At 40.4% G+C, this 22,346-nt stretch carries 18 protein-coding genes; 6 read left to right on the forward strand and 12 right to left on the reverse strand.

All coding sequences use genetic code 11. From position 1 onward, the window contains the following. The first annotated feature begins 49 nt into the window (after window positions 1-49). Window positions 50-349 carry a hypothetical protein gene (locus tag BM308_RS09550; RefSeq protein ID WP_074944798.1) on the forward strand — a complete coding sequence of 100 codons (300 nt, stop codon included), beginning with the start codon at window positions 50-52 and terminating at the stop codon, window positions 347-349. A gap of 68 nt (window positions 350-417) precedes the next feature. Here the strand turns inward: BM308_RS09550 and BM308_RS09555 are convergent, their stop codons facing one another. The 4 genes from BM308_RS09555 to BM308_RS09570 all read right to left on the reverse strand — a co-directional run bounded on the left by BM308_RS09555 (window position 418) and on the right by BM308_RS09570 (window position 5,197). Next, window positions 418-2,283, reverse strand: coding sequence for a heavy metal translocating P-type ATPase (locus BM308_RS09555; RefSeq protein WP_074944799.1), 1,866 nt, complete (start codon window positions 2,281-2,283; stop codon window positions 418-420). 85 nt (window positions 2,284-2,368) lie between these two features. Next, the gene (locus BM308_RS09560) at window positions 2,369-2,590 is read right to left on the reverse strand and encodes a hypothetical protein (protein WP_031492934.1); all 222 of its coding nucleotides are present in this window, start codon (window positions 2,588-2,590) and stop codon (window positions 2,369-2,371) included. Between the two features lie 154 nt (window positions 2,591-2,744). Then, complete coding sequence (feoB, locus tag BM308_RS09565) at window positions 2,745-4,973, reverse strand: ferrous iron transport protein B (protein ID WP_074944801.1); 2,229 nt, start codon at window positions 4,971-4,973, stop codon at window positions 2,745-2,747. Further along, window positions 4,973-5,197 (reverse strand): FeoA family protein, encoded by a 225-nt coding sequence (locus tag BM308_RS09570; protein ID WP_031492936.1) that lies wholly within the window; start codon window positions 5,195-5,197, stop codon window positions 4,973-4,975. The genes feoB and BM308_RS09570 overlap by 1 nt, the downstream gene beginning before the upstream one ends. A 476-nt stretch (window positions 5,198-5,673) precedes the next feature. Between BM308_RS09570 and sstT the strand changes: the two genes are divergently transcribed. Together sstT and BM308_RS09580 are read left to right on the forward strand one after the other, a co-directional pair. Continuing rightward, on the forward strand, window positions 5,674-6,939 hold the full coding sequence (gene sstT / locus BM308_RS09575) for a serine/threonine transporter SstT (protein ID WP_074944804.1): 1,266 nt from the start codon (window positions 5,674-5,676) through the stop codon (window positions 6,937-6,939). Window positions 6,940-7,202: 263 nt separating this feature from the next. Continuing rightward, entirely contained in the window at window positions 7,203-8,405 is a 1,203-nt protein-coding gene (locus BM308_RS09580) for an ATP-binding protein (RefSeq protein WP_074944806.1), read from the forward strand. Window positions 8,406-8,572: 167 nt separating this feature from the next. On the opposite strand, the gene thrC is transcribed toward BM308_RS09580, so the two are convergent. Genes thrC through thrA form a run of 3 tightly spaced genes read right to left on the reverse strand, consistent with a single transcriptional unit; the run spans window position 8,573 to window position 13,289 of the window. Further along, complete coding sequence (gene thrC, locus BM308_RS09585; RefSeq protein WP_074944807.1) at window positions 8,573-9,853, reverse strand: threonine synthase; 1,281 nt, start codon at window positions 9,851-9,853, stop codon at window positions 8,573-8,575. 11 nt (window positions 9,854-9,864) lie between these two features. Continuing rightward, window positions 9,865-10,824: a homoserine kinase gene (gene thrB / locus BM308_RS09590; RefSeq protein ID WP_074944809.1), complete on the reverse strand. Its 960-nt coding sequence runs from the start codon at window positions 10,822-10,824 to the stop codon at window positions 9,865-9,867. A gap of 2 nt (window positions 10,825-10,826) precedes the next feature. Then, complete coding sequence (thrA, locus tag BM308_RS09595) at window positions 10,827-13,289, reverse strand: bifunctional aspartate kinase/homoserine dehydrogenase I (protein WP_074944810.1); 2,463 nt, start codon at window positions 13,287-13,289, stop codon at window positions 10,827-10,829. Window positions 13,290-13,511: 222 nt separating this feature from the next. On the opposite strand from thrA, the gene BM308_RS09605 reads away from it, so the two are divergent. The 3 genes from BM308_RS09605 to pfkA all read left to right on the forward strand — a co-directional run bounded on the left by BM308_RS09605 (window position 13,512) and on the right by pfkA (window position 16,215). Then, window positions 13,512-14,261 (forward strand): hypothetical protein, encoded by a 750-nt coding sequence (locus BM308_RS09605; protein WP_143098598.1) that lies wholly within the window; start codon window positions 13,512-13,514, stop codon window positions 14,259-14,261. 200 nt (window positions 14,262-14,461) lie between these two features. After that, entirely contained in the window at window positions 14,462-15,223 is a 762-nt protein-coding gene (tpiA, locus tag BM308_RS09610; RefSeq protein WP_031492943.1) for a triose-phosphate isomerase, read from the forward strand. 26 nt (window positions 15,224-15,249) lie between these two features. After that, a complete protein-coding gene (gene pfkA / locus BM308_RS09615; RefSeq protein WP_074944815.1) occupies window positions 15,250-16,215 on the forward strand; it encodes a 6-phosphofructokinase in 966 nt (321 codons plus the stop codon). Window positions 16,216-16,417: 202 nt separating this feature from the next. Here pfkA and BM308_RS09620 read toward each other — a convergent pair whose 3' ends face one another. The 5 genes from BM308_RS09620 to BM308_RS09640 form a co-directional block, all read right to left on the reverse strand. Further along, window positions 16,418-16,693: a hypothetical protein gene (locus BM308_RS09620; RefSeq protein WP_074944816.1), complete on the reverse strand. Its 276-nt coding sequence runs from the start codon at window positions 16,691-16,693 to the stop codon at window positions 16,418-16,420. Window positions 16,694-16,713: 20 nt separating this feature from the next. After that, entirely contained in the window at window positions 16,714-18,192 is a 1,479-nt protein-coding gene (locus BM308_RS09625) for a tetratricopeptide repeat protein (protein ID WP_074944818.1), read from the reverse strand. 27 nt (window positions 18,193-18,219) lie between these two features. Further along, on the reverse strand, window positions 18,220-19,560 hold the full coding sequence (locus BM308_RS09630) for an SEL1-like repeat protein (RefSeq protein WP_074944819.1): 1,341 nt from the start codon (window positions 19,558-19,560) through the stop codon (window positions 18,220-18,222). A 142-nt stretch (window positions 19,561-19,702) separates the two neighbouring features. After that, window positions 19,703-20,803, reverse strand: a complete 1,101-nt coding sequence (locus tag BM308_RS09635) for an SEL1-like repeat protein (RefSeq protein ID WP_074944821.1) — start codon at window positions 20,801-20,803, stop codon at window positions 19,703-19,705. A gap of 205 nt (window positions 20,804-21,008) precedes the next feature. Next, complete coding sequence (locus BM308_RS09640) at window positions 21,009-21,947, reverse strand: BspA family leucine-rich repeat surface protein (protein ID WP_074944822.1); 939 nt, start codon at window positions 21,945-21,947, stop codon at window positions 21,009-21,011. Window positions 21,948-22,346: the final 399 nt, after the last annotated feature.

The raw sequence follows: 22,346 nt of genomic DNA on the forward strand, positions 1-22,346 counted from the left end.
ACTTCTTGAATTGAAGAAAGCAGAAATCAGACGAACATGAGGTTTATAAATGTCAGAAAAGGAAGATAATCTCAATTATGCAGCTTATCTGAACCGCGAGATGGAAATACTTGATTATAAAAGTATGATGAAGCATAAATTGGAAGAAGGCGAGAAAAAAGGTCTAGAAAAAGGACGAGCAGAAGGTCGAGCAGAAGGTCGAGAAGAAGGTCGAGAAGAAGGTCGAGAAGAAGCGACAATTAAAATCTTGCGCAATCTTATAACAAACGGACATAAAGCAGATGATGCTCTAAGACAGATGGGAATTCCAGAATCTCAATGGGAATCTCTAAAAGCAAAGCTAAAGTAACTTCTTGAATTAAAAAAAAGCTGAAAGTTGACAGACATATGAATTGAATGTCTGTCAAAATAGAACGATTACCTGAACCTAAGTGATCTCATAGCGTTACATACAGCAAGAATCAGCACACCTACATCACCAAAGATAGCCAGCCAGATATTAGCAAAACCGATAGCTCCTAACAGCAGGATTAGAAGCTTAACCAGCATTACAAAATACATGTTGGAAATAGCTAGGTTATAGGTCTTTTTAGCAAGCATTATGGTTCTGGAAATTGCACTTAAATCACCATGCATAATCACCACATCAGCTGCTTCAATTGCAGAGGCTGAACCTATATCTCCCATGGCAATTCCAACATCTGAGGCAGATACTACCGGAGCATCATTAAGGCCGTCACCAGCAAAGGCAACAGGAGAAAGTGTTTTCTTAAGGGAATTTAAGGTATCCAGTTTTCCCTGTGGAGTCTGCTCGTAATAGTACTCTTTTATCTCCAGCTTTCTGCAGATAGCCTCTGCAACTGCCTTCTTATCTCCACTAATAAGTACTGTTTTAATTCCCTGAGCATGGAGCGAATCCAGCATAAGTTTTGCCGATGGCTTTAGAGTATCTGCAATAGCAATTACACCTGAGAAACGGTTGTCCACAGATATATAAACATAGGAGCTTTCCTCATCTTCTTCAGTATATTCAAATGCACCACAGCAACTGCTTATATATTCTTTTCTGCCGATTCTCACGTCATGTCCGTTAATGGTAGATTCAAGCCCCATACCAGACTTTTCAACAACAGAACCAACTTCATACTCCTCAACCTTTATTTGTCTGCCATACTCAACGATAGATAAGGCAATTGGGTGAGTAGAGTTTTTCTCAAGACTTACAGCGTAGGATAAAAGTTCATCCTCTGATAAAGATTCAGAATGAATCTTATTAACTGTAAATTTACCGTAAGTGAGAGTTCCAGTCTTATCAAAGGCAATAGCCTTAAGCCTTGATAGAGTCTCAATATGAATAGAGCCCTTGATAATAACTCCAATTCTGCTTATAGCTCCCATACCACCAAAGAAAGACAGAGGAACAGACAGAACCAGCGCACAAGGACAGGATACAACCAGAAATACCAGAGCGCGCTCAATCCAGTCTGAAAATTCAGCCTTAGAAATGAAAAGAGGTACCATAGCCAGTATGACTGCACAGCTAACTACCAGAGGGGTATACCATACGGAGAAACGTCTGATAAGATTCTCTGGCTTTGATTTTGATGCTGCAGCATCTTCAATCAGATTCAGAAGACGTGTAATGGAGGAATTCTTAGATAAGGTATTGGCTCTTAAATGAATCACCTGCCCCTGATTGATACAGCCTGAAGGAACAGACTGACCGCAGGTGTATAGTCTTGGTTCTGACTCACCTGTCAGAGCAGAAGTATCAATAGCAGCGGTATCATCACAAAGATTTCCATCAATGGCAATAACCTCTCCCTTTAATACCTTGAATACATCGCCAATCTTCACCTGACGAGGCTTAACCATATGCTCATTACCATTCTCATCCACCAGTCTTACAAATGAAGGCTTCAGTTTCACCAGTGATGAGATATCGTTATGAGCGCGGCCAGATGCATACTCTTCAAAAAGCTCACCTATCTTGTAGAAAATCATAACCGCCAGGGCTTCAGGAAGATCACACAGAGCAAAGGCTCCAAAGGTTGCTATCATCATCAGAAACTGCTCAGACATTCGTCTTTGCTTGAATAGGGTTTTAAAAGCACTTACAAGCACATCTGAAGCTATCAGAAGGTATGCTGCTACAGCAATTGCAGCCTGATAAACAAGCGGCATTGGAGATTGAGCCAGATACTTATTGTAAATAAGCACCAGCATTACAATTAAAGCAATACCCAATAGAGATTTCTCATGTTTTTCCTGAAAAGGGATCATTATTTATCCTTTTAATATTATATATGAGCAATTATGCAACTATTATATTATAAAAAAACGTGGTGTTCCCACGTATTTTTATGGTCTAGTCTCTTAACTCAATAGAGATACCATCTTCAAAACCGTCAGCAATCTTCTGTGCTGCGGCCACAATTTCTTCCTCATCGCCATCACCGTTTACATCTAATACCAGTGAGCCCATGGCAAAGTTAAGATTAGCACCTGCAAATTCCTTCTGCAGCAGACCCTCAAGCTTTGCAGCACAGTGAGGACAGTCAAGACCAGAGATATCGCAGCGAACTTTCATAAAACACTCCTGTTTAGTTAATCTTTATCTTAATTATACAATAGTTGAACAAGTATGCAACTATTGCCTATAAAAAAAGTCCCAATCTTCGTTAAGGATCGGGACCTAAGACTATCGGAAAATAATAACTTTTCCGGTAAGAACTAACAATTATTTAAACCTGTCTTGAAGGAATTCTGATTGGAGTTACTCCAGAGTTATCCTTTCTGAACAGCAGATACATAAATACGCCTAGAACAATAAATGCAACCATTGTATAGAAGCTGAATGGTAGAACGCCCATTACAAGACCGCCGATACGGAAGATTACTAAAGCCAGGCAGTAAGCCCATACACACATGTAGCTCATGGCAAAGATCCACCACTTGGTGCTGCCTAACTGTCTCTTCATTGCACCTAAAGCTGCAACACAAGGAACAGACCACATATTGAAGGCAAGGAATGACAGGCCTAACAGAGGAACTAAAGCTGCAGTAGGTTCAACACCCAGCATATCAGCAAAGTACTGGGTTAAGGCTGTATTCAGATCAGCTTCACCGCCTTCAAACTCACCATCAAGACCTAATACTACAGCCATGGTACCAACAACGTTTTCCTTAGCCAGAAGACCGTTTACCACAGCAACAGTTGCCTGCCATGAACCAAAGCCTAAAGGAGCAAAGATGAAGCATAGAGCTGAACCGATTGCAGCCAGCATAGATGCATCAACATTCTCTACCATTCCGAAGCCTTCCTCGCCAAAGCCGAAAGAAGCCAGGAACCAGACAATAACCACAACTGCAAAGATAATGGTACCAGCCTTAATAACGAAAGCACGGCAACGCTCATAAACAGCCTTCAGGATATTGTTTAAGGTTGGTAAGTGGTAATCAGGGATTTCCATAACAAATGGAGAAACCTCTTCCTTGAAGGCTCTGTTCTTCTTGAGGATTACACCAGTAGCAACAATTGAGAAGATTGCTAGAGCATAAACCATAGGAGCAAACCACCAGGCACCGTCAAAGCAGGATGCAAAGATCATGGTGATAATAGGAAGTTTTGCAGAGCAAGGAATAAAGGTAGTGGTAATCAGACCAATACGTCTCTCATTGATGTTATCAATGGTCTTGTTGGCCATAAGTGCAGGAACACCACAGCCGGTAGCAATAACCATTGGGATGAAGTTACGACCTGAAAGACCGAACTTGCGGAAAATTCTGTCTAATACGAAAGCAACACGGGTCATATATCCTGACTGCTCAAGGAATGACAGGAACAGGAACAGGAATGCAATCTGAGGAAGGAATCCTAAAACAGCACCAACACCACCGACAACACCGTCAACAGCCAGAGATGAAAGCCACTCTGGAGCAGATGCACTTTCACAAAGACCAGCTACCGCATCAGTAATATAGCCTCCGAAAAGATTATCATTTACCCAGTCGGTAATAGTTGCGTATTCGGTACCCTCTTCGCCCTCAAAAGGAATCAGCTCTAGGTATGAGGTGAAGTACATTGCGCCGTAGTAAACCAGAGACACAACGATAAAGAAGATTGGCAGAGCCAGGAATCTGTTAAGAACAACCTTATCAATTGCCTTTGAAATCAGACAGGTCTTGGATTCAGTAGTAATCTTGCTGTCTTCTAGAACAGAATCGATAAACTGATATCTTGCCTGAGGGAAATATGACTGAGCATCAGTATTGAATTTACCTTCAATATCGTTTCTGATGCGAGAAGCTGCAATCATTACCGTCTCTGATGACTTGTACTCTTCAAGATAAATCTCATCATTCTGAACAATACCGGTAGCAATAAATCTGCGAGCTGATTCAGAAAGCTTAGACTCATCCAAAAGCTTGCCTAGATCATCAATCCTAGCGGAAATCTCTTCATCAAAGAAGTTGGTAACAGCAGGAACCTGAGCATTTGATACTGCATCTAGCACCTTATCAATACCGATACGGTTACTTGCAGAAATATCAACTACCTTGATTCCAAGTTTTTCACTGAGCTTATCAACATCGATCTTAACGCCGGATTTCTCCATGACATCAATCATGTTTAAAGCAACAACCATTGGCTTGCCGAATGCTGCCAGCTCAAGGGTCAGAGAAAGAGAACGCTCTAGATGAGAAGCATCAACAATATTCAGAATTACATCATAATCATCAGTTAGAAGATAATTACGTGAAACGATTTCCTCAGGAGAATAAGGAGATAATGAATAAAGACCAGGTAAGTCAACTACATCCCAGTCTTTAGATGAAATCTTTCCGATAACCTTATCAACGGTAACGCCTGGCCAGTTACCAACATACTGATTAGAACCGGTTAAAACATTAAATAATGTGGTCTTGCCACAGTTCTGATTTCCTAATAGTGCAATTGTTTTCTGTGACATTATAAGACCTCTACAAGAGCGGCATCGCTTTTACGAATAGTTAGGGAATAGCCTCTTACATCAAGCTGCATTGGATCACCTAATGGAGCACATCTTACGTAGGTAATCTTAGTCTTTGGGGTAATACCCATATCCAGAAGTCTGCGGCGCAGAGAAGTTCCCTCGCCTCTTATTTTTCCAACCTCGACGGTTTGTCCAACACTGATTGTATCTAGAGTTGTCATTATAATTCCCTAAATTTATCCTAATAATTGCGTGATAAATTAAAGCTATAACTAACTTAAATTACTTATATGCAAATACAGTTACTTAGTGCAAAATCAGATTACGTATAGATAAATTAAATTAGTTAAAGCTAAAGATAGTTAGCTATACTTAACTGTATAAATTGTAGACAACTATAAATAATTTTCAAGTAAAATCTTTCACATATCACACTTTAAGAAATATCTGCTAGATTTTTATAAATCCTCTTATCTGATAACTAATTGATTTATAAATCATAAACATCAATTCTCGTGCATTTAGGAATTGGAAATAAATTGCCAAAAAAGTTATAAATAAGCGTTACCTTTTGTTTTAGCCTCATTTGCACAATTTTTGAGCATTACGCTAATAAAATTGTCATTTTCTAATGGGTTAAATCTCGGCACTGATATAATCTCCACGTCTTAAGCTGTTTTCTTGCCAGGAGGAATTTATGCAGCAAAATGACCGCAATGATATAGTCAAAAAAAGCGGCTTTTTCTTAAAACTCGTTAACGGTGTACCTTTTATTCTTCAGATTATTGCAGGTATGATTTTAGGTATTGTTCTTGCAGTCCTAATTCCTGAAAGAATGGTATACATCTCAATGTTCGGTGATCTGTTTGTATCAGGTCTGAAAGCTATCGCTCCACTTTTAGTGTTTGTGCTGGTTTCAACCTCAATTGCAAGACATGAAGCAAATACCGATGCCAAACTTAAACCAATTCTTATCCTCTATGTTATAGCAATGTGTCTTTCATCCGCAGTTGCTCTGATTATGGCCTTTACCTTCCCAAGCACCTTCTCAATGCTTGCAGCTGAAGCACAGGCAGAGGCTCCTCAGGATGTTTCAACTGTTCTAGTCGGATGTATAAAGAAGGCTGTTGATAATCCTATCGGTGCTCTTATCAATGGTAACTATCTTGCTATCCTATTATGGGGTGTACTCTTTGGTCTGCTATTCAGACATGCAAAACCAGCTACCAAGGATGTACTGGTTGATTTTGCCAAGATTGTAAGCGGTGTAGTAAGAATCGTAATCAAGTTCGCACCATTAGGTGTTATGGGGCTTGTTTACAGCTCCTGCACTGAAGCCGGTGGTTTCTCAAGTCTGTTAAACTACCTGCACGTGGTAATTATCCTAGTGGCATCAATGCTGATTATTGCCCTGATCGTAAACCCTGCCCTGGTATTTGCCGTAACCGGAAAGAATCCTTATCCGCTGGTATTTACCTCAATTCTGAATTCAGGTATTACAGCATTCTTCACCAGATCTTCAGCAGCTAACATTCCTGTAAATATGGATCTGTGTGAGAAACTGAGAATTCCACGTGAATCCTACTCAATCTCAATTCCATTAGGCTGTACCATCAACATGTCAGGTGCCGCAGTTACCATCGTAGTTATGACCATGGCTGCAGTACATACCTTAGGAATCGAAGTTAACTTCGGAACCGCCTTCCTGCTGTGTGTTGTATCAGTTGTCTGTGCCTGTGGTACTTCAGGTATTGCCGGTGGTTCTCTAATGCTGATCCCTCTTGCCTGCTCCTTCTTCAATATCTCAAATGATGTTGCAATGCAGGTTGTTGGTATCGGCTTTATTATCGGTGTTGCTCAGGACTCATTTGAAACTGCTCTGAACAGCTCATCAGATGTAATTCTGACTGCAGCAGCCAATAAGATTACAGAGGTTCCAAAGGACCTGAACAAAGAAGATTAACAAACACTTACAACCAAAAGATTTGATAAGGACTGGCTTTTACGCTGGTCCTTTTTGTTTTCTGAAGAAATGTCCGTTAGATAATAGATTTATAATTAACTTTGTTTCGCAAATTTTAATTTTTTTTAAATTTGCGAAATGAGATTTTATATTTTTTGACAGCAAATGATATTTTATGGCTATATTATTTATTTTTTTGTTTCGCAAAAATAAGATTTTCTAATTTTTGCGAAATATACTATATTTAATATCAGGAGAAAAAAATGAAACTGATAAACAGAGATTTTTATTTAAATAAACTATTGTCTGTCAAAGATATTCCTGATATCAAAGTTATCACTGGAGTAAGAAGATGCGGCAAGTCCAAGTTAATGGATGCGCTAATTGATGTTATTTCAGAAGATCCAAACACAAACATTGTTCGTATTAAATTAAATTTAAAAATTTTCGAAAATTTACTTAAAGCTGATGAATTATATAAATACATTGATGAGCAATATGACAAGAAAAAAAAGAATTATCTTTTTATAGATGAAGTCCAGTTGTGTGACGGTTTTGAAAGAATAATAAACAGTATTTACGAAGAAGAAAGATATGATATATATCTGACTGGTTCCAATGCCTTTCTTTTATCAAGTGACCTTGCAACTTTATTTGGCGGCAGAGTTTTTGAAATAAGTCTTTATCCTTTCTCATTTAAAGAATACCTTGCATACTTTCCTTCAGACGATGTTGATACTGCATTCGATATGTTTGTAAAAAAAGGAGGAATGTCAGGCTCATACCTATATAGAACAGACGAAGATGCAAAGAAATATATAAACGGAATATACAGAACCACAATAACCAAAGATATATTGAAAAAATTTAAAATCGAAAACGAAGATTTACTGATAATGATCGGTAATTTTCTAATGGATAATGTCGGCAACCAAACTTCAATAAGAAATGTTGCTTCAAAACTAACAGCAGGATCATATAAGACAAACGACAAGACAGTCGGAAGCTACATAAATTGTTATTGCAAATCATTTCTATTCTACCCGATACAGCGTTACGATATTAAAGGTAAGCGTTATCTTGAAACAGACAAAAAGTATTACCTATCCGATTTGTCTTTTAGATTCTCGGAAATAGGAACAAAAAACGCTGATTATGGACATCTATATGAAAATATAGTAGCGATTGAACTGCTCAGAAGAGGTTACGAAGTCTATGTAGGGAAGTTATACGAAAAAGAGGTAGACTTTGTTGCAATAAAAGAAGGCCATAAGATATATATCCAAGTTTCAGACGATATTTCAAGAAAAGAAACTTTAGATAGAGAACTATCCCCTCTCCTGCAAATTAAAGATGCTTATCCTAAAATTCTCATAGCAAGGACAAAACACGAAGAAGTTCATAGTGAAGGAATCAAGATTATAGATATTGCCCGCTGGTTAACCTCGACAGAAAAACAAGGATGAAAACTCTGAATAAAGATAACAGTTGTTTTTATGTTTCGCAAATTTTAATTTTTTTTAAATTTGCGAAATGAGATTTTATATAATCGTAAAAAAATCAATAAGATATAAAAAAGGTGCCTTACATAAAATAAAGCACCTTTTTAATTTTGAGGAAAGTTAATTCAGAACTACTTGTTTAATGCCTCAAGTACATAGTTCTTAAGAGAGTCATAATCAGGCTTTAGAATCACACTCTTTGACTCAGCAGATACCTTGTCAGCCAGGGCCTTTGGAATAGGGACATCAATGTTCAGAATTCTGTCCACATCACTCTTGAACTTGGCTGGATGAGCGGTTCCCAGGAAGATACCAGTCTCACCTTCTTTTAGATTATCTGCTAATACCTGATATGCAATTGCAGCGTGAGGCTCAGCTATATAACCAGTCTTCTTGTACAGAGTCTGCATAGTAGTCTCAGTCTGAGCATCTGAAAGTGAACCAAAATCAAAATCAGATAACTTCCAGCCCTGCATCTTTACTAAAGCCTCAACTCTAGGCCAGTTGTTTGGACGAGAGATATCCATTGCATTGGATAAGGTTGCAACAGTCTGGTGAGGCTCCCAGTTACCGCTCTGAAGATAACGAGGAACAGTATCATTGGCATTGCAGGAGATAACAAAGCGGGCCTTTAGACCTAAAGCCTTAGCAATAAGACCAGCAGTGATATTTCCGAAATTACCGCAAGGAACAGAGAATACTACCTTCTCTCGCTTATCTTTAGGCAGCTGAGCTACAGCCTCAAAGTAGTAGGAAACCTGAGCCAGCAGTCTTGAGATATTGATTGAGTTGGCACTGTTAAGACCGATTCTCTCTTTGAACTCTGCATCATCAAAAGCAGTCTTAACCATGTCCTGACACTGGTCAAAAATACCTTCAACCTGAACGGCTTTGATGTTTTTACCTAAGGTTGCAATCAGCTTTTCCTGAAGCTCGGAGATCTTTCCCTTTGGATACAGAACAACAACGTTAATACCCTTCTGCTCATAGAAGGCTGCAGCAACAGCAGCACCGGTATCACCGGAGGTTGCGGTCAGAATGGTTAAATCCTTGTCACCTTTAACTGCACTCAGAACACGGGCCATGAAACGGGCACCGAAATCCTTGAATGCCAGGGTTGGACCGTGGAAAAGCTCTAATGCATAGATATTCTCATCAGCCTTAACAATTGGAGCCTTGAAGGTAAAGGCATCCTTTACGATAGCCTCCAGTGTTGGGATTTCATCACCAATCAGATGGCGCAGAATCTTAGCTGAACGCTCAGCTAAAGGCATATCTAAAAGCTCGTCAATATTGGTAAGAGGCTCAATATGATCAGGAAAGAACAGACCCTGATCTCTACCGATACCTTTTACTACAGCCTGTGAAAAGCTAACCTTTTCACTGTGATCTTTTAAGTTAAATAATTCCATAGAAATCTCTTTTATATTTCTTCAGCATATGAGCCGCGTCTGTCAATCTTGCAGATATGACAGAAACCATCTTCATTAGCAATAAAATTACGTTCAAGGTATTCTTTCATTTCTTTTGCCTTCTCTAAATCTTCAAAGATTGAGAAAACAGAAGAACCAGAACCAGAGATACCGGTTGCAAGAGCACCGATAGCTGCACCATGTTCACGAGCATCCTCAAATCCAGGGATTAAAGATGCACGGTAAGGTTCTGCGATAACATCCACCAGAAGCTTTGATGCCAGCTTGTCATTATGAGTATGGCAGGCATGAACAAAAGCAGAGAGTCTACGACCATAGGTAATCACATCTGCTCGAGAATATTCCTTTGGCAGAATCTTTCTGGCAGCAGAGGTTGAAACCTTAATGCCAGGGAAGCATGATACCCAGTACCAGTTGTCAAAATCAGGCAGAGTTGTAGAAACACAGTCATCTTCCTGAACAATCAGCTGCAGACCACCAAAGTAGCATGGAGCAACATTGTCATAATGAATAGAGCCAGAGATTTTTCCTTCAAGCTCACCCATAAGTTCAAGACGACCTTTCTCACCAAGCACATTGCCGTGAATTGTATCTAATGCCAGTACAGCTGCAACCACGCTTGATGCAGAAGAGCCTAAGCCTGAGCAGATTGGAAGATTCTTGGACAGCTCCATATGCACGTCCATAACTTCCTTCCCCATTTTCTCGAGCTTATCCTTAAATAAAAGGAAGGCATCATAAACAATGTTCTTTTTAGAATCTGAAGGAAGTTTATGAGCATATTTACCGGTCACACTTACGGAACAGCCTTTCTGCTCTGATTCACTGATAATAATCTCATCGCCTAATATGGCACCTGAGATAGGCTTTAAAGCTGCACCTAGCAGATCAAAGCCTACAGATAGATTAGCAGCAGAAGCAGGAGCAAATGCTTTGAATTTCTTCGGCATTTTTAATCCTCATGAGTCCAGTTCTGAAGACGCAGAACATCTGAAAGCACACCAGCTGCAGTAACCTCCGTACCGGCACCATAACCGCGGATAACCAGTGGAATAGGCTGATAGTATAAGGTAGTAAGCGCAAGTGCATTCTCACCGTCACGAACTCTGAACAGCGGATCCTCAGGACCGACCTCTCGCAACTGACAGAATACCTTGCCTTCCTTGATGCAGCCAACATAGCGAAGTACCTTGCCCTTTGACTTGGCAGCTGCAACCTTCTTGGAGAACTCTGCATCCGCATTCTTCAGATTGGCAATAACTTCCTTGGCGTTGCTGCCCTTGAGGAATTTAGGATCAACAATTGAGTCAATCTTCACATCAGTGAGTTCAAGCTCCATACCGTTCTCACGAGCGAGGATCAGAAGCTTACGGCCCACATCCATACCATCTAGATCATCAGCTGGATTTGGTTCTGTGAAGCCCTTCTCATAAGCAATATTTGTTGCCTCAGATAAAGTCTTTCCATCCTCTACAAGGCCGAAGATGAAAGATAAGGTTCCTGAGAGGATACCGGCAAAGTCAATCAGCTCGTCACCTGCGGCCAGCTGATTCTGCATGGTGTTGATAACAGGCAGACCAGCACCTACATTTGCCTCATACAGGAACTTGCGGTGATGCAGCTTTGCAGCTTCACGAAGCTTTCTGTAGAAATCAAAGCTTAAGGTATTGGCCTTCTTGCTTGGTGTTACAATGTGATAGCCTGCCTTCATGTAATCAATGTATGATTTGGCCAGTTCTTCTGAGGTGGAGCAGTCAACCAGGATTGGGTTTAAAAGATGAGCAGACTTGATTAAAGCCTCAGCAGTCTCAGGAGTTAAAGCATCTGAATCGGAAGCAGCAAGAAGATCTTTGTAATTTTCCAGATCGACACAGTTAGGATCGGAGATAAAGTGTTTAGAATTACCGATACCTACAACTCTGATATCAATTCCCTGCTTTGAAGACAGCATATCACGCTGACGCTTGATCTGTGATAGCAGCTCACCGCCAACACCGCCACAGCCTAAGAGAACAATATCAAGTCTCTGCTTGGAATTGAAGAAGGCGGTATGAGCAAAGGCTACAGCCTCTGGAACACGCTTCTGGGAAATTACAGCTGAAATTGAACGCTCTGAAGAGCCCTGGGCAATAGCACGAATATTAACGTTGGCTTCAGCTAAAGCACGGAAGAACTTACCGGAAATACCGCGGACGGTCTTCATGCCGTCACCTACTACAGAGATAATGGCGCAGCCTTCCTTAACCTCAATTGGGTTTAACAGACCTTCTTTAAGTTCGAGCTTGAACTCATTGGTAATAGCTCTTTTTGCCTTTGAAAGCTCTGACTGATTTACACAGAAGGAAATTGAGTACTCTGAGGAGGACTGAGTAATCAGAGTAATTGAAACATTAGCACGGGATACAGCGGTAAACAGTCTGCCAGCCATACCAACCATACCCTTCATGCCAGGACCTGAAATGTTTAAAAGAGCAATGCCCTTCAGATCGGAAATGCCCTTAATTGGAATAGATAAATCAGTTTCCTCTGAGATTAAGGTTCCCTCACCCTTAGGATTCTTAGTGTTCTTAATCAGACATGGAATATGGAACTGAGCAATAGGAGCAATGGTACGAGGATGAAGAACCTTGGCACCAAAGTATGACAGCTCCATTGCCTCTGCATAGGACATCTTCTTTAAGAGAATTGCTCCTGATACGGCTCTAGGATCACAGCTGTAAACACCGTCAACGTCAGTCCAGATTTCACAGCATTCAGCATTTGAAATTGCGGCAAGACAGGCTGCAGAATAATCTGAGCCGTTTCGGCCTAAAAGAACCAGCTCACCCTGAGCATTGCCTCCACAGAAACCGCTCATCAGAGTGATTGCTTCCTTATCATCTTCCAAAGCAGCATATTTAGCTTTTGAAGCATCAATGTTTACTGAAGACTCCATGATTGGACCTTCAGTTACTAAAACCTTAACCGGATCAATAACACGGACTTTCTTGCCTAAAGACTTTAACAGCTCTTCCATGATAAGAATAGAGAAACTCTCACCACGGCTTTCGATATATGCCATTACAAGCTCAGGACATACTCCCAGCAAGGCCATACCATCCACTCTCTTACGGATAGTTTCCATGGTCTTGTTGTACTCTGAGAGAATCTTCTTGGTGTTAAAACCTTCAAACTTGGAGCCTAAGGTTGTAATAATTGGTTCAATAATTGCGCGAATGTCATCAAATTCCTTTAAACCACTGTTTCCTGCGGCACCTTGTGCAACTAGAGCAACTAGCAGATTGGTGATCTTTGCAGGGGCAGATAAAACTAATGCTGTCTGAGAATGGGCAGCAGTATCAAGCGCAATTTTGGCAACATCCTGGAAACGCTCAGCGTTGGCAACAGATGTTCCACCAAATTTAAGAACACGCATATAAGCTCCTAAAAATCTAATTCATTTAATAATACGTATTTGGGTATTTTTTAAGTTTTTGGATTTTTTGTCAAACATAATTTGGATTCAGCTTGCCGGATGTGGCAAAGACTTTCTCTGTAAAAATCCTTTTTTTAGATAATAAGCTTAATATTCAGTATGTTAACAAAATGGCATTACTTTTGCTGTTTTTTAGTTATTCAGAAGAGGAAATCAAAGAAAATGGCTATAGATTCGGCATTAGACTTACTTGGTACGAGTATTTTAGAGAATATAAAATCAAATCGTAATTTACGAAGTGATGTTGCACTATTTTCGAACGTATTACTTAAAAATATGCTCGATAGTGGTGTTTCTATGGAAAAAGCACTTTCAAAAAATACCTCAACTGAAAAAAAACAGAAACAGGATAATGAAGAGTCTTCTGAAAATGTCGAAATCGAAGAGCAGGAAACTGCATACACACAGAGTTCATATCAGTACAAGGTAAGCAATATTGATCATTCCTACCGTATCAATCAGTGTCTTTACGGTCCGGATGTAGAACCGGTTATACGAGCTGATGGAACATTGAATCCTGTAAACGTACTGTTCTATAACAACATCATATATAACGGAAACCTCAGTCCAGAAAAATTCAATGATATTGACCTCGGAAGTAAAATTGCCCTCACCTTATATATAGGTTCAAAGATGCAGGAATACCCTATAACCAGTGTAGATATCAGCACCTTCAGTCTTATGAATCAGTGCTCCAGTCAGAATACCTGCAATTCCTGCACAGCATCCCAGTGCTATGTAATAGTCCTTTATATAATAGGAATAAACCTGCTTTTCTATATAAAGGATAAGAGGCCGGACCGTTTCAACTATAAGGATGAGAAGAGAAAACGCCTAAAGGATATGAAGAAAAAAGAGGACGAACAGAAAGAAAATATGAAAAATTTTGCAGCAGGATTCCAGTTCAGTTAGAAAATCGCTCAAAAATCGCCTTCTAAAAAATGTGCTCTACAGCACATTTTGTATTTTAAATTCTCCAAAAACAGCGCACAAAATTATCACAATCAAAAAAAACAATCCTAAGTCACAAAATTATAGTAGAATGTCGAAAGTTTTTATAAATCATAAATACGATAATCTCGTATCTTGAATAACTATTGAGGGATAACATTATGAGAAAACCTGTTGTAATGGGTAACTGGAAATTAAACGGCACCAAGTCAACCGTAACTGATTTAATCAAGGCATTTACTGGTGTTGCAAACGCAAATGAGAAAGTTGATGTTGCAATCTGCGCACCTGCTATCTTCATCGGTATGGTTGAGTCATTAGCAACTGGTTCAAAGCTACAGTGGGGTTCAGAGGATGTTGATGTTCACACTTCTGGCGCTTTCACTGGTGAGAATTCTCCTGTTATGATCAAGGAATTCGGTTCAACATACGCTATCGTAGGTCACTCAGAGCGTCGCGGCTACCACAACGAGTCAAACGAAGTTGTTGCTGCTAAGTTCAAGGCTGCTCAGGACAACGGTCTAGTTCCTGTACTATGCATCGGTGAGTCAGAGGCTGAGTACGATGCTGGCAAGACTCTAGATGTTTGTCAGGCTGAAATCAAGGCTGTTATCGACCTATGCGGCATCGAAGCATTCAAGAATGCAATCATCGCTTACGAGCCAATCTGGGCTATCGGTACCGGTAAGACTGCAACTCCTGAGATCGCTCAGAACGTTCACGCAGGTATCAGAGCTTTCCTAAAGACCTTCAATGCAGAAGTTGCTGACGGCGTTCGCATTCTATACGGCGGTTCATGCAATGCTAAGACAGCTCCAGAGTTATTCGCTCAGAAGGATATCGATGGCGGTCTAATCGGTGGTGCTTCTCTAAAGGTTGCAGACTTCACTGCAATTATCGAAGCAGCTACAGCAAACGCATAATTATTAATAACGGATAAAATAAAAGTATGTCTATCAAGAAAATAGGTGTATTAACATCAGGTGGTGATGCACCAGGAATGAATGCAGCTATTCGTGCTGTTGTTAGAACTGCGCTTTCTTACGGTTGGGAAGTTGCTGGTGTAATCGATGGTTATGCCGGACTTCATGCTGGTAACTTTATTCAGCTGACCAGACGTTCAGTATCAGATCTTTTAAACCGTGGTGGTACCTTCCTGGGTACAGCACGTTTCCCACAGTTCAAGGATCCTAAGGTACGTGAGGAAGCTGTTGAGGTTATGAAGCAGAACGGAATCGACGCACTGGTTGTTATCGGTGGTGACGGTTCCTACATGGGCGCAAAGTTCATCTCTGAGCTTGGCTTCCCTTGCATCGGCTTACCAGGCACAATTGATAACGATATTGCTGGTACTGATGCTACTATCGGTTTTGATACCGCTTTAAATACCGCTGTTGAAGCTATTGATAAGCTACGTGACACCTGCTCATCACACAAGAGAATCAGTGTGGTTGAGGTTATGGGGCACCACTGCGGTGATTTAGCTGTATGTGCAGCTGTATCATGCGGTGTGGAAGCTGTTCTGGTTCCTGAAGTTAAGTGGGACAAGGACGAAGTTTACGCAAGCATCAAGAGATCAGTTGATGCAGGTAAGCGTCATGCTATTCTTGTTGTATGTGAGCTTCAGACTGATGTTCATCAGATGGCAAAGGATCTTGAGGCTCTAACCGGTCTTGAGACTCGTGCTACTGTTCTAGGTCACATCCAGAGAGGTGGTACTCCATCAGCAGTTGACCGTGTATTAGCATCACGTATGGGGGCTTATGCATGTGAGCTTCTAAAGGCAGGTGAGTCAGGCCGTTGTGTTGCTCTAAAGCGAGGTGAACTAGTTCACTACGACATCATTGAGTGCATCAACAGCATGAAGCACAGATTCATGAAGACCACTTACGATCTGGCTTGCAGCTTAGGTTAATAAGTAATCTTTATGTACCGCGCAAGGCCCTCTTTTGAGGGCTTTGCTGTTTCCGGCATCCAGGAAAAATGTCCCCCTCTCCACGAGAAATCACTACAAACGTTATAACGCGCTCTATATGTTAACAGCTTTGACCAATAGACAGATTCTGAACAAAAAGAAATGGAAGATTATTGAAAATAACAGCTTAGATAAACTTTGATTATGAAGGTCCATTTAAAACAAACTTAACTTTTCCCTGCAGAGTTTGGAGCGCGTTCTCAACGTCCTCTGGACCCACACTAAGTCTGAAGGTCATAATATTAAGATGTTTGTTTAATCTTGCAGGATTGATTCGAGCTCCGCAACCTGCAACAGGCATCTCCTCCGCTGCATACTCGTAATACCTTATCTGCTCTTTTTTCAGGATTTCCTTGGCAAGATTAAAATCAGCTTCATCAGATGACAGATAAACAGCAGTTTTCTTTTTAAAAAACATATAAAAAATCCTTTGTATGTTTACTCGTCGTGAACCACTTTAGAGCTGATACTCTGAAGATTTCTGCAGCCATCCTGACTGCCTAGTTTACAGGCTTTTTCAAAGAAATCAGTTGCCTTCTTCTGATCAGCCTTTCCAGAAATACCATCCTTTAACAGCAGACCGGAGAAATTACAACTTTCATTGTGACCGTAATCGCAGGCCTGATTGAAAAGTTCCTGTGAACGGGTGAAATTCTGTTTTACGTACTGACCGTAGGCATACATGATAGCCAGATTTGAACAGGCAGTAGCATCTCCTAAAGAACATGAATATTTGTAGAGATTAAATGCCTTTTTAAGATTGGCTCTGTCCTGAGAGTTCTGGTATATAACGCCAAGATTGGTACAGCCTTTTATATTCTTGCCGTTACAGCTTTTCTCAAAATAACGTCGAGCCTTATCCACGCCTTCAGTTGACTTGTCGTCGGCATAGTAAAGGCCCATATTGGTACAAGCGTTTGTGTTACCGAGATTACAGCCTTTCTCAAAGCTGACTATCGAATTATTCTGCGCCCCATCATCTGGACCTAAGCCTCTTGACTGCAGAATACCAAGTTCAAGACAGCCGTTACCATCGTTGCTCTTACAGGCCTTTTCAAGGAACTTATAGGCAAGCGTATAATCAAGCTCCGCCCCCATACCTTTTTCATACATAATTCCAAGGTTGGAACAGGAACGTGAATCATTAAGGGAACAGCCCTTGTCATACAGAGATAACGCCTGCTTATAATCCACATCTACGCCATAGCCGTTGATATAAAGGTTGGCAAGATTGGCACAAGCATAACCAAGATTAAGATGACATCCAATGGAGAAAAACTCATTGGCCTTAACATAATCTTTTCCGCTTAAAAGTCCGGAATAATACATGGCTCCGATATTGGTACAGGACTGAGCGTCATCTAAGGAACAGCCCTTTGAATAATAATCAAAGGCCGTTTTATAGTTCTTTTTTACACCTTCTCCCTTCTCGTGCATCAGACCGGCATAGAAACAACCAAGACCATCTGATAGAGTACAGCCCTTATCAAAATATTTCTTGGCTTTCTTAAGATTGCGTCGTATTTCTTTTCCCTGAGCATAAAGACCTGCAAGGTGAGTACATGAAGGAGCATAATCAAGGGCACAGGCCTTATCAAAATACTCCAATGCAGAGACTAGATCCGGATTAAGTCCTGAATCAAAATGCAGAAAATCACGACCGATCTGATCACAGACTCGGGCATCCTTGAGCTCACAGGCTATAACGTACAGAGTACTGCTCTTGTCGGAGGAAACAGTTACCTTATCGCCATTCTCATCAATACCGATAAAATAGTTGTGAGCAGCCTGAGAGCAGGCTGCAGAATCTCCCTCATAGCATTTCTTTTCCAGAACTTCAGTATGAGAGTCAAAACATCCGTTCAGGAAAAATGAAGTGATAAAAAGATAGGAGCAGGCATTTAGCCATCTCTTCATAATCACAACCTCAGGTACTGTTTTTAGTTATTGTGTCTCTCTGAGTCTGAAGTATTTCTCACACCCCAGACTTGAGCCTAGAGAGCAGGATTTCTTTATCAGGGCATCTGCTTTTTCTTTATCTCTATAAAGCCCCTTTCCGGTCAAATAATGCTCACCGAGCTTTGCACAGCCAAAACCAACATTCTCAGAGCAACTTTCTGTATACAGCATCAAAGCACGTTGCAGATCTGTCTGAACACCAAGACCGTATTCATACATATAGCCAAGATTTGCACAGCCGTCTGAGTCACCGTTTTCACAGCTTCTGGTAAACAGATCGATAGCTCTGCTGTAATCAGGCTTTACCTGCTTTCCCTTACGGTACATATCAGCTAGGAAGTTACAGCCGGCAGAATCACCAGAATCACAGCTCTTTTCAAACAGCTCCTTTGCTTTTATGGTATCGGCAGAAACCCCTCTGCCATTTAAATATATTTCTCCAAGATATGAGCAGCCTAAAACATCATCCTTGCTGCAGCTGTTTTCAAATATATTTTTAGCCTTGTTGTAATCAACCCTAACGCCAATACCGTTAACATAGAAATAGCCTACATTAGAGCAGGAATTCAAGTTTCCAAGACGACAGCCCTTTTCAAAGGACATCAGTGACTTTTTATAGTTCTGAGTAACACCTAAACCTCTTTTCTCAAGATTACCCAGCAGAGAACATCCTGTACCACTGTCACCGCTGCAGGCTTTAAGGTAATAGTCATAGGCCTTCTCAAAGTTCTTCTTGCCAATAAGTCCTTCCTCATGCATTAGACCTATCTGGGCACAGCCGTCATAAGAATTCAGATCACAGGCTTTGCTGAAATAATGCTGAGCCTGAGTGTAGCTGCTTACCACACCCTCGCCCGACCTGTATAAAGAGCCAACCTTTAAGCAGGACTCACCGTTGCCAGAATCACAGCTTTGCTGAAATATTCTGACAGCCTTATGAATATCAAAATCGTCATACAAACCGGAAAGTCTCATTTTTGCAAGTTCAAGACAGCCGTCCTTATTGTTATGTGAACAGGATTTTTTATAGAGAGCAGCTGCTTTATCATTGTCTGTTTCAAGGAAGTTGCCGATAAGATACATCTGAGCCGCGGCATTACAGCTCTGATAATCCTTAAGCTCACAGGCCTTCTCAAAGGCTGCGGCTGCCTGAGGTGCTGTTATAGCATCAAGATTCTCATAATAATTAAGACCTAAGGTTACACAGGCAGAAACATCCTGACTCTCACAGTTGTTTTTAAGAGTAAAAGGATCATTGTTTTCCGCATTTACATGGGAAAAAGAGGAAATTAAAACTGAAGTTAATACTATAGCTATCTTTTTCATAAGGGATCTTTAAAAAAATGTTCTTCTATCACCTTAAAATATAAGAACTTTTTTGAATATTTTTATTTGAGAGCTTCACATTTCTGCCAAATAAAAAAAAGGATCTGGCATTTTTTCCAGATCCCTCACAATCTCAAACGAATTATTTACTCTCCGGTGCTGAAGATTCCGCTGGTCCTGAAGAATGCTTTTCAAGATACTCGCAGGCATCAGAGGAGCCTACATCACAGGCCTTAGAGAATATGGTTGCAGCAACATTGCGACTCTTCTTTACACCTTTACCCTTAGCATAGCACTCTGCCAGATAATAGCAGCCGGTGGCATCATTACCGTCACAGGAGGTTTTGAAAAGATTAAAAGCTTTCTTATCATCAGGCTGTATTCTCTTGCCATCGTAGTAGATGAGGCCTAAAGAAGTACAGCTTCTGACACTTCCGAACTCACATCCGGTATTAAAGGCTTCAATTGCCTTTTCTGACTGATCTTTTTCTGACAGATACATAGATCCCAGCTTATGACAGCTGATTGCATCAGCATTGTCACAGGCCTTGCTGTATAGATACTTAATCTTGTCCTTATCGTACTTAACACCAATACCGTTCTCATAGAAGGCGGCAACAAAACGGCAGGAGCCAAACTCACCATTTGAGCAGGCGTAATTCAGAAGCTTGTAGGCCTTAAACTCATCAGTATCAATCTCATCTGCGGCAAAATATCTGTAGCCCAGGTTTGCACAAGCATATACATCACCTTCGGCACAGGATTCCTTAATAAGCTTGATACCTCTGTTAACGGTGATTCTGGTTCCAATACCGGAAACCTTCATTTCACCATAGTAAGCACAGGCACGCAGATCCTTATCCTCTTCACAGTACTGTTTGAACAGCTCATACAGGGTATCGTAATTGGTGGACTTTACAGCGTAATTGTAGATTTTTGCAGCACGCTGAACATCCTTAGGAACACGGTAGGATTTAATTCTTGAGATAGCACCCTTGTTAAATACCAGAGCCTCACAGGCATCCTTAATACGTCCAAAGGTACAGGCTTTGTCGTAATACTTGTCAGCCAGAGCAAAATCCTGAACATTCTCGTCTCCGTTTGCATAGATATCGGCAAGCTTGTAGCAGACGGAGAAATCACCGCCATCGCATTTTTCCTTTAAAGACTTTATCTCATCATCAGCTGATGCTGCAGTTATCAACGTCAGAATAGAAAAGGTTACTAATAATTTTTTTATCATAAGGAACTACCCAACTGAGCAAAACGAGAGATATCACCTTAATGATAGTTTTAAAATTTTAAATGTGGGATTTAGAACTTATGATTTGATCGCATTTTTTTCTAAAAAATAGAAACAGCGCAGAAAAATAATATGTTTTAAATAAGGAAATATTAAGAAGACTACGGTCTTATCTTAGCTTGACGAAGAAAGACCGTAAATTAAGTTAAATCTTTGAGAGAATATTGTTCTTAAGAAGGGTTAGCTCATCCTCGGTAATCATGCCGGAATCTCTGAGTTTCTGCAGTCGTTCTAAAGCAGCAATAACATCGGTTTTACCTTCATCTGAAGTATTTGAATTCTCCTCGTGAGCAACAGAATTTTCGGAAACAGCAGGCTTCTGCTGCGTCTCAGAGTTCTGAGTAATTTTGTCCTGCTTCTTGTAGATAATGGTATGACCTTCAAATTTAGCTTCTAGTCTGTCAGCAATATTGGAGGATCTATTGGTAAGATTCTTGGCAAAATTGGCAATACCGTCACCTGCCAGAGGGGCCTCGAGATGCTTACTGATACTCTCCTGCTCGGCCTGAGCCTCTAAAACAGGATCAACTCCGCAGACTGTATTAGGATCGACATAGACAATAGGAGAGCCATAGTACATGCCAACCTGATCCTCAACATTGCTCATATCCCAGGTAGGCTTTTTTTCAAAGTAACGGGCGTACATGAACATGAAGCGCATGGTCTTAACCTTGGAGACATCCCATGCATCAAGATTCTGATTGAATGCACCGGCATCGTAGAACATTGAAGCCATATTCTCAACATTGGAAACATTCCACATGCTGATATCCTGATTAAAGGATGAAGCAAACTGGAACATGCCTCGCATATTCTTTACCTTAGAAACATTCCATTTTGAAATGTCCGCATTAAAGTTTCGAGCATAACAGAACATGTAGCTCATGTCCGTTACATTGGATACATCCCAGTCCTCAATACCATCAAAAAAGAAACGAGCCTGTTCTCCACTGCTTAAGGTCGGCTCAAACAGATGGCTCATGTCGGTAATTTTAGAAGTATCAATCTCAGATAGTTCGATTTCCTCATCTAAAATCAACTTCCTAAGCTCAATTTTGGTCTTAGGATGATATTTTTTTCTCATAAGTCTTTTGTTCTCTAATCGTTAACCTGTTTACAGGTCAAAAATTACATTTGTTATAGTTATAGAAAAATTGCCGAAGTATATCTTACATAGCAATCGATTATCGTTCTATGCCCTTCCTCGCAAAATCAAAGTATTTAATGGCAAAAATTATTTATATGACAATTTTGTGCATAGAAAATTATTATATTTTATAAATCTGATGTAGTTACCCACTGATATTACATATAAATTATCGCTAACTTATATTAAATTAATATCAGTTCTGTACCCTTTTAATTCTGTATTAATATAATAAAAATCAAAGAAAAGCAGTAAGTTATGATGGATGTATAAGGTATAAAGGCAAAGAAAAAAGGATCTCCCAACACCGGAAGATCCTTATAAAGGTATGTGTGA

The sequence above is a fragment of the Succinivibrio dextrinosolvens genome, from assembly GCF_900116345.1.
GTDB classification, from domain to species: Bacteria; Pseudomonadota; Gammaproteobacteria; order Enterobacterales; family Succinivibrionaceae; genus Succinivibrio; species Succinivibrio dextrinosolvens_B.

Coding starts and splice junctions, on each gene's coding strand:
- BM308_RS09550 (WP_074944798.1), top strand. CDS start 50: ATGTCAGAAAAGGAAGATAATCTCAATTATGCAGCTTATCTGAACCGC.
- BM308_RS09555 (WP_074944799.1), bottom strand. CDS start 2,283: ATGATCCCTTTTCAGGAAAAACATGAGAAATCTCTATTGGGTATTGCT.
- BM308_RS09560 (WP_031492934.1), bottom strand. CDS start 2,590: ATGAAAGTTCGCTGCGATATCTCTGGTCTTGACTGTCCTCACTGTGCT.
- feoB (WP_074944801.1), bottom strand. CDS start 4,973: ATGTCACAGAAAACAATTGCACTATTAGGAAATCAGAACTGTGGCAAG.
- BM308_RS09570 (WP_031492936.1), bottom strand. CDS start 5,197: ATGACAACTCTAGATACAATCAGTGTTGGACAAACCGTCGAGGTTGGA.
- sstT (WP_074944804.1), top strand. CDS start 5,674: ATGCAGCAAAATGACCGCAATGATATAGTCAAAAAAAGCGGCTTTTTC.
- BM308_RS09580 (WP_074944806.1), top strand. CDS start 7,203: ATGAAACTGATAAACAGAGATTTTTATTTAAATAAACTATTGTCTGTC.
- thrC (WP_074944807.1), bottom strand. CDS start 9,853: ATGGAATTATTTAACTTAAAAGATCACAGTGAAAAGGTTAGCTTTTCA.
- thrB (WP_074944809.1), bottom strand. CDS start 10,824: ATGCCGAAGAAATTCAAAGCATTTGCTCCTGCTTCTGCTGCTAATCTA.
- thrA (WP_074944810.1), bottom strand. CDS start 13,289: ATGCGTGTTCTTAAATTTGGTGGAACATCTGTTGCCAACGCTGAGCGT.
- BM308_RS09605 (WP_143098598.1), top strand. CDS start 13,512: ATGGCTATAGATTCGGCATTAGACTTACTTGGTACGAGTATTTTAGAG.
- tpiA (WP_031492943.1), top strand. CDS start 14,462: ATGAGAAAACCTGTTGTAATGGGTAACTGGAAATTAAACGGCACCAAG.
- pfkA (WP_074944815.1), top strand. CDS start 15,250: ATGTCTATCAAGAAAATAGGTGTATTAACATCAGGTGGTGATGCACCA.
- BM308_RS09620 (WP_074944816.1), bottom strand. CDS start 16,693: ATGTTTTTTAAAAAGAAAACTGCTGTTTATCTGTCATCTGATGAAGCT.
- BM308_RS09625 (WP_074944818.1), bottom strand. CDS start 18,192: ATGAAGAGATGGCTAAATGCCTGCTCCTATCTTTTTATCACTTCATTT.
- BM308_RS09630 (WP_074944819.1), bottom strand. CDS start 19,560: ATGAAAAAGATAGCTATAGTATTAACTTCAGTTTTAATTTCCTCTTTT.
- BM308_RS09635 (WP_074944821.1), bottom strand. CDS start 20,803: ATGATAAAAAAATTATTAGTAACCTTTTCTATTCTGACGTTGATAACT.
- BM308_RS09640 (WP_074944822.1), bottom strand. CDS start 21,947: ATGAGAAAAAAATATCATCCTAAGACCAAAATTGAGCTTAGGAAGTTG.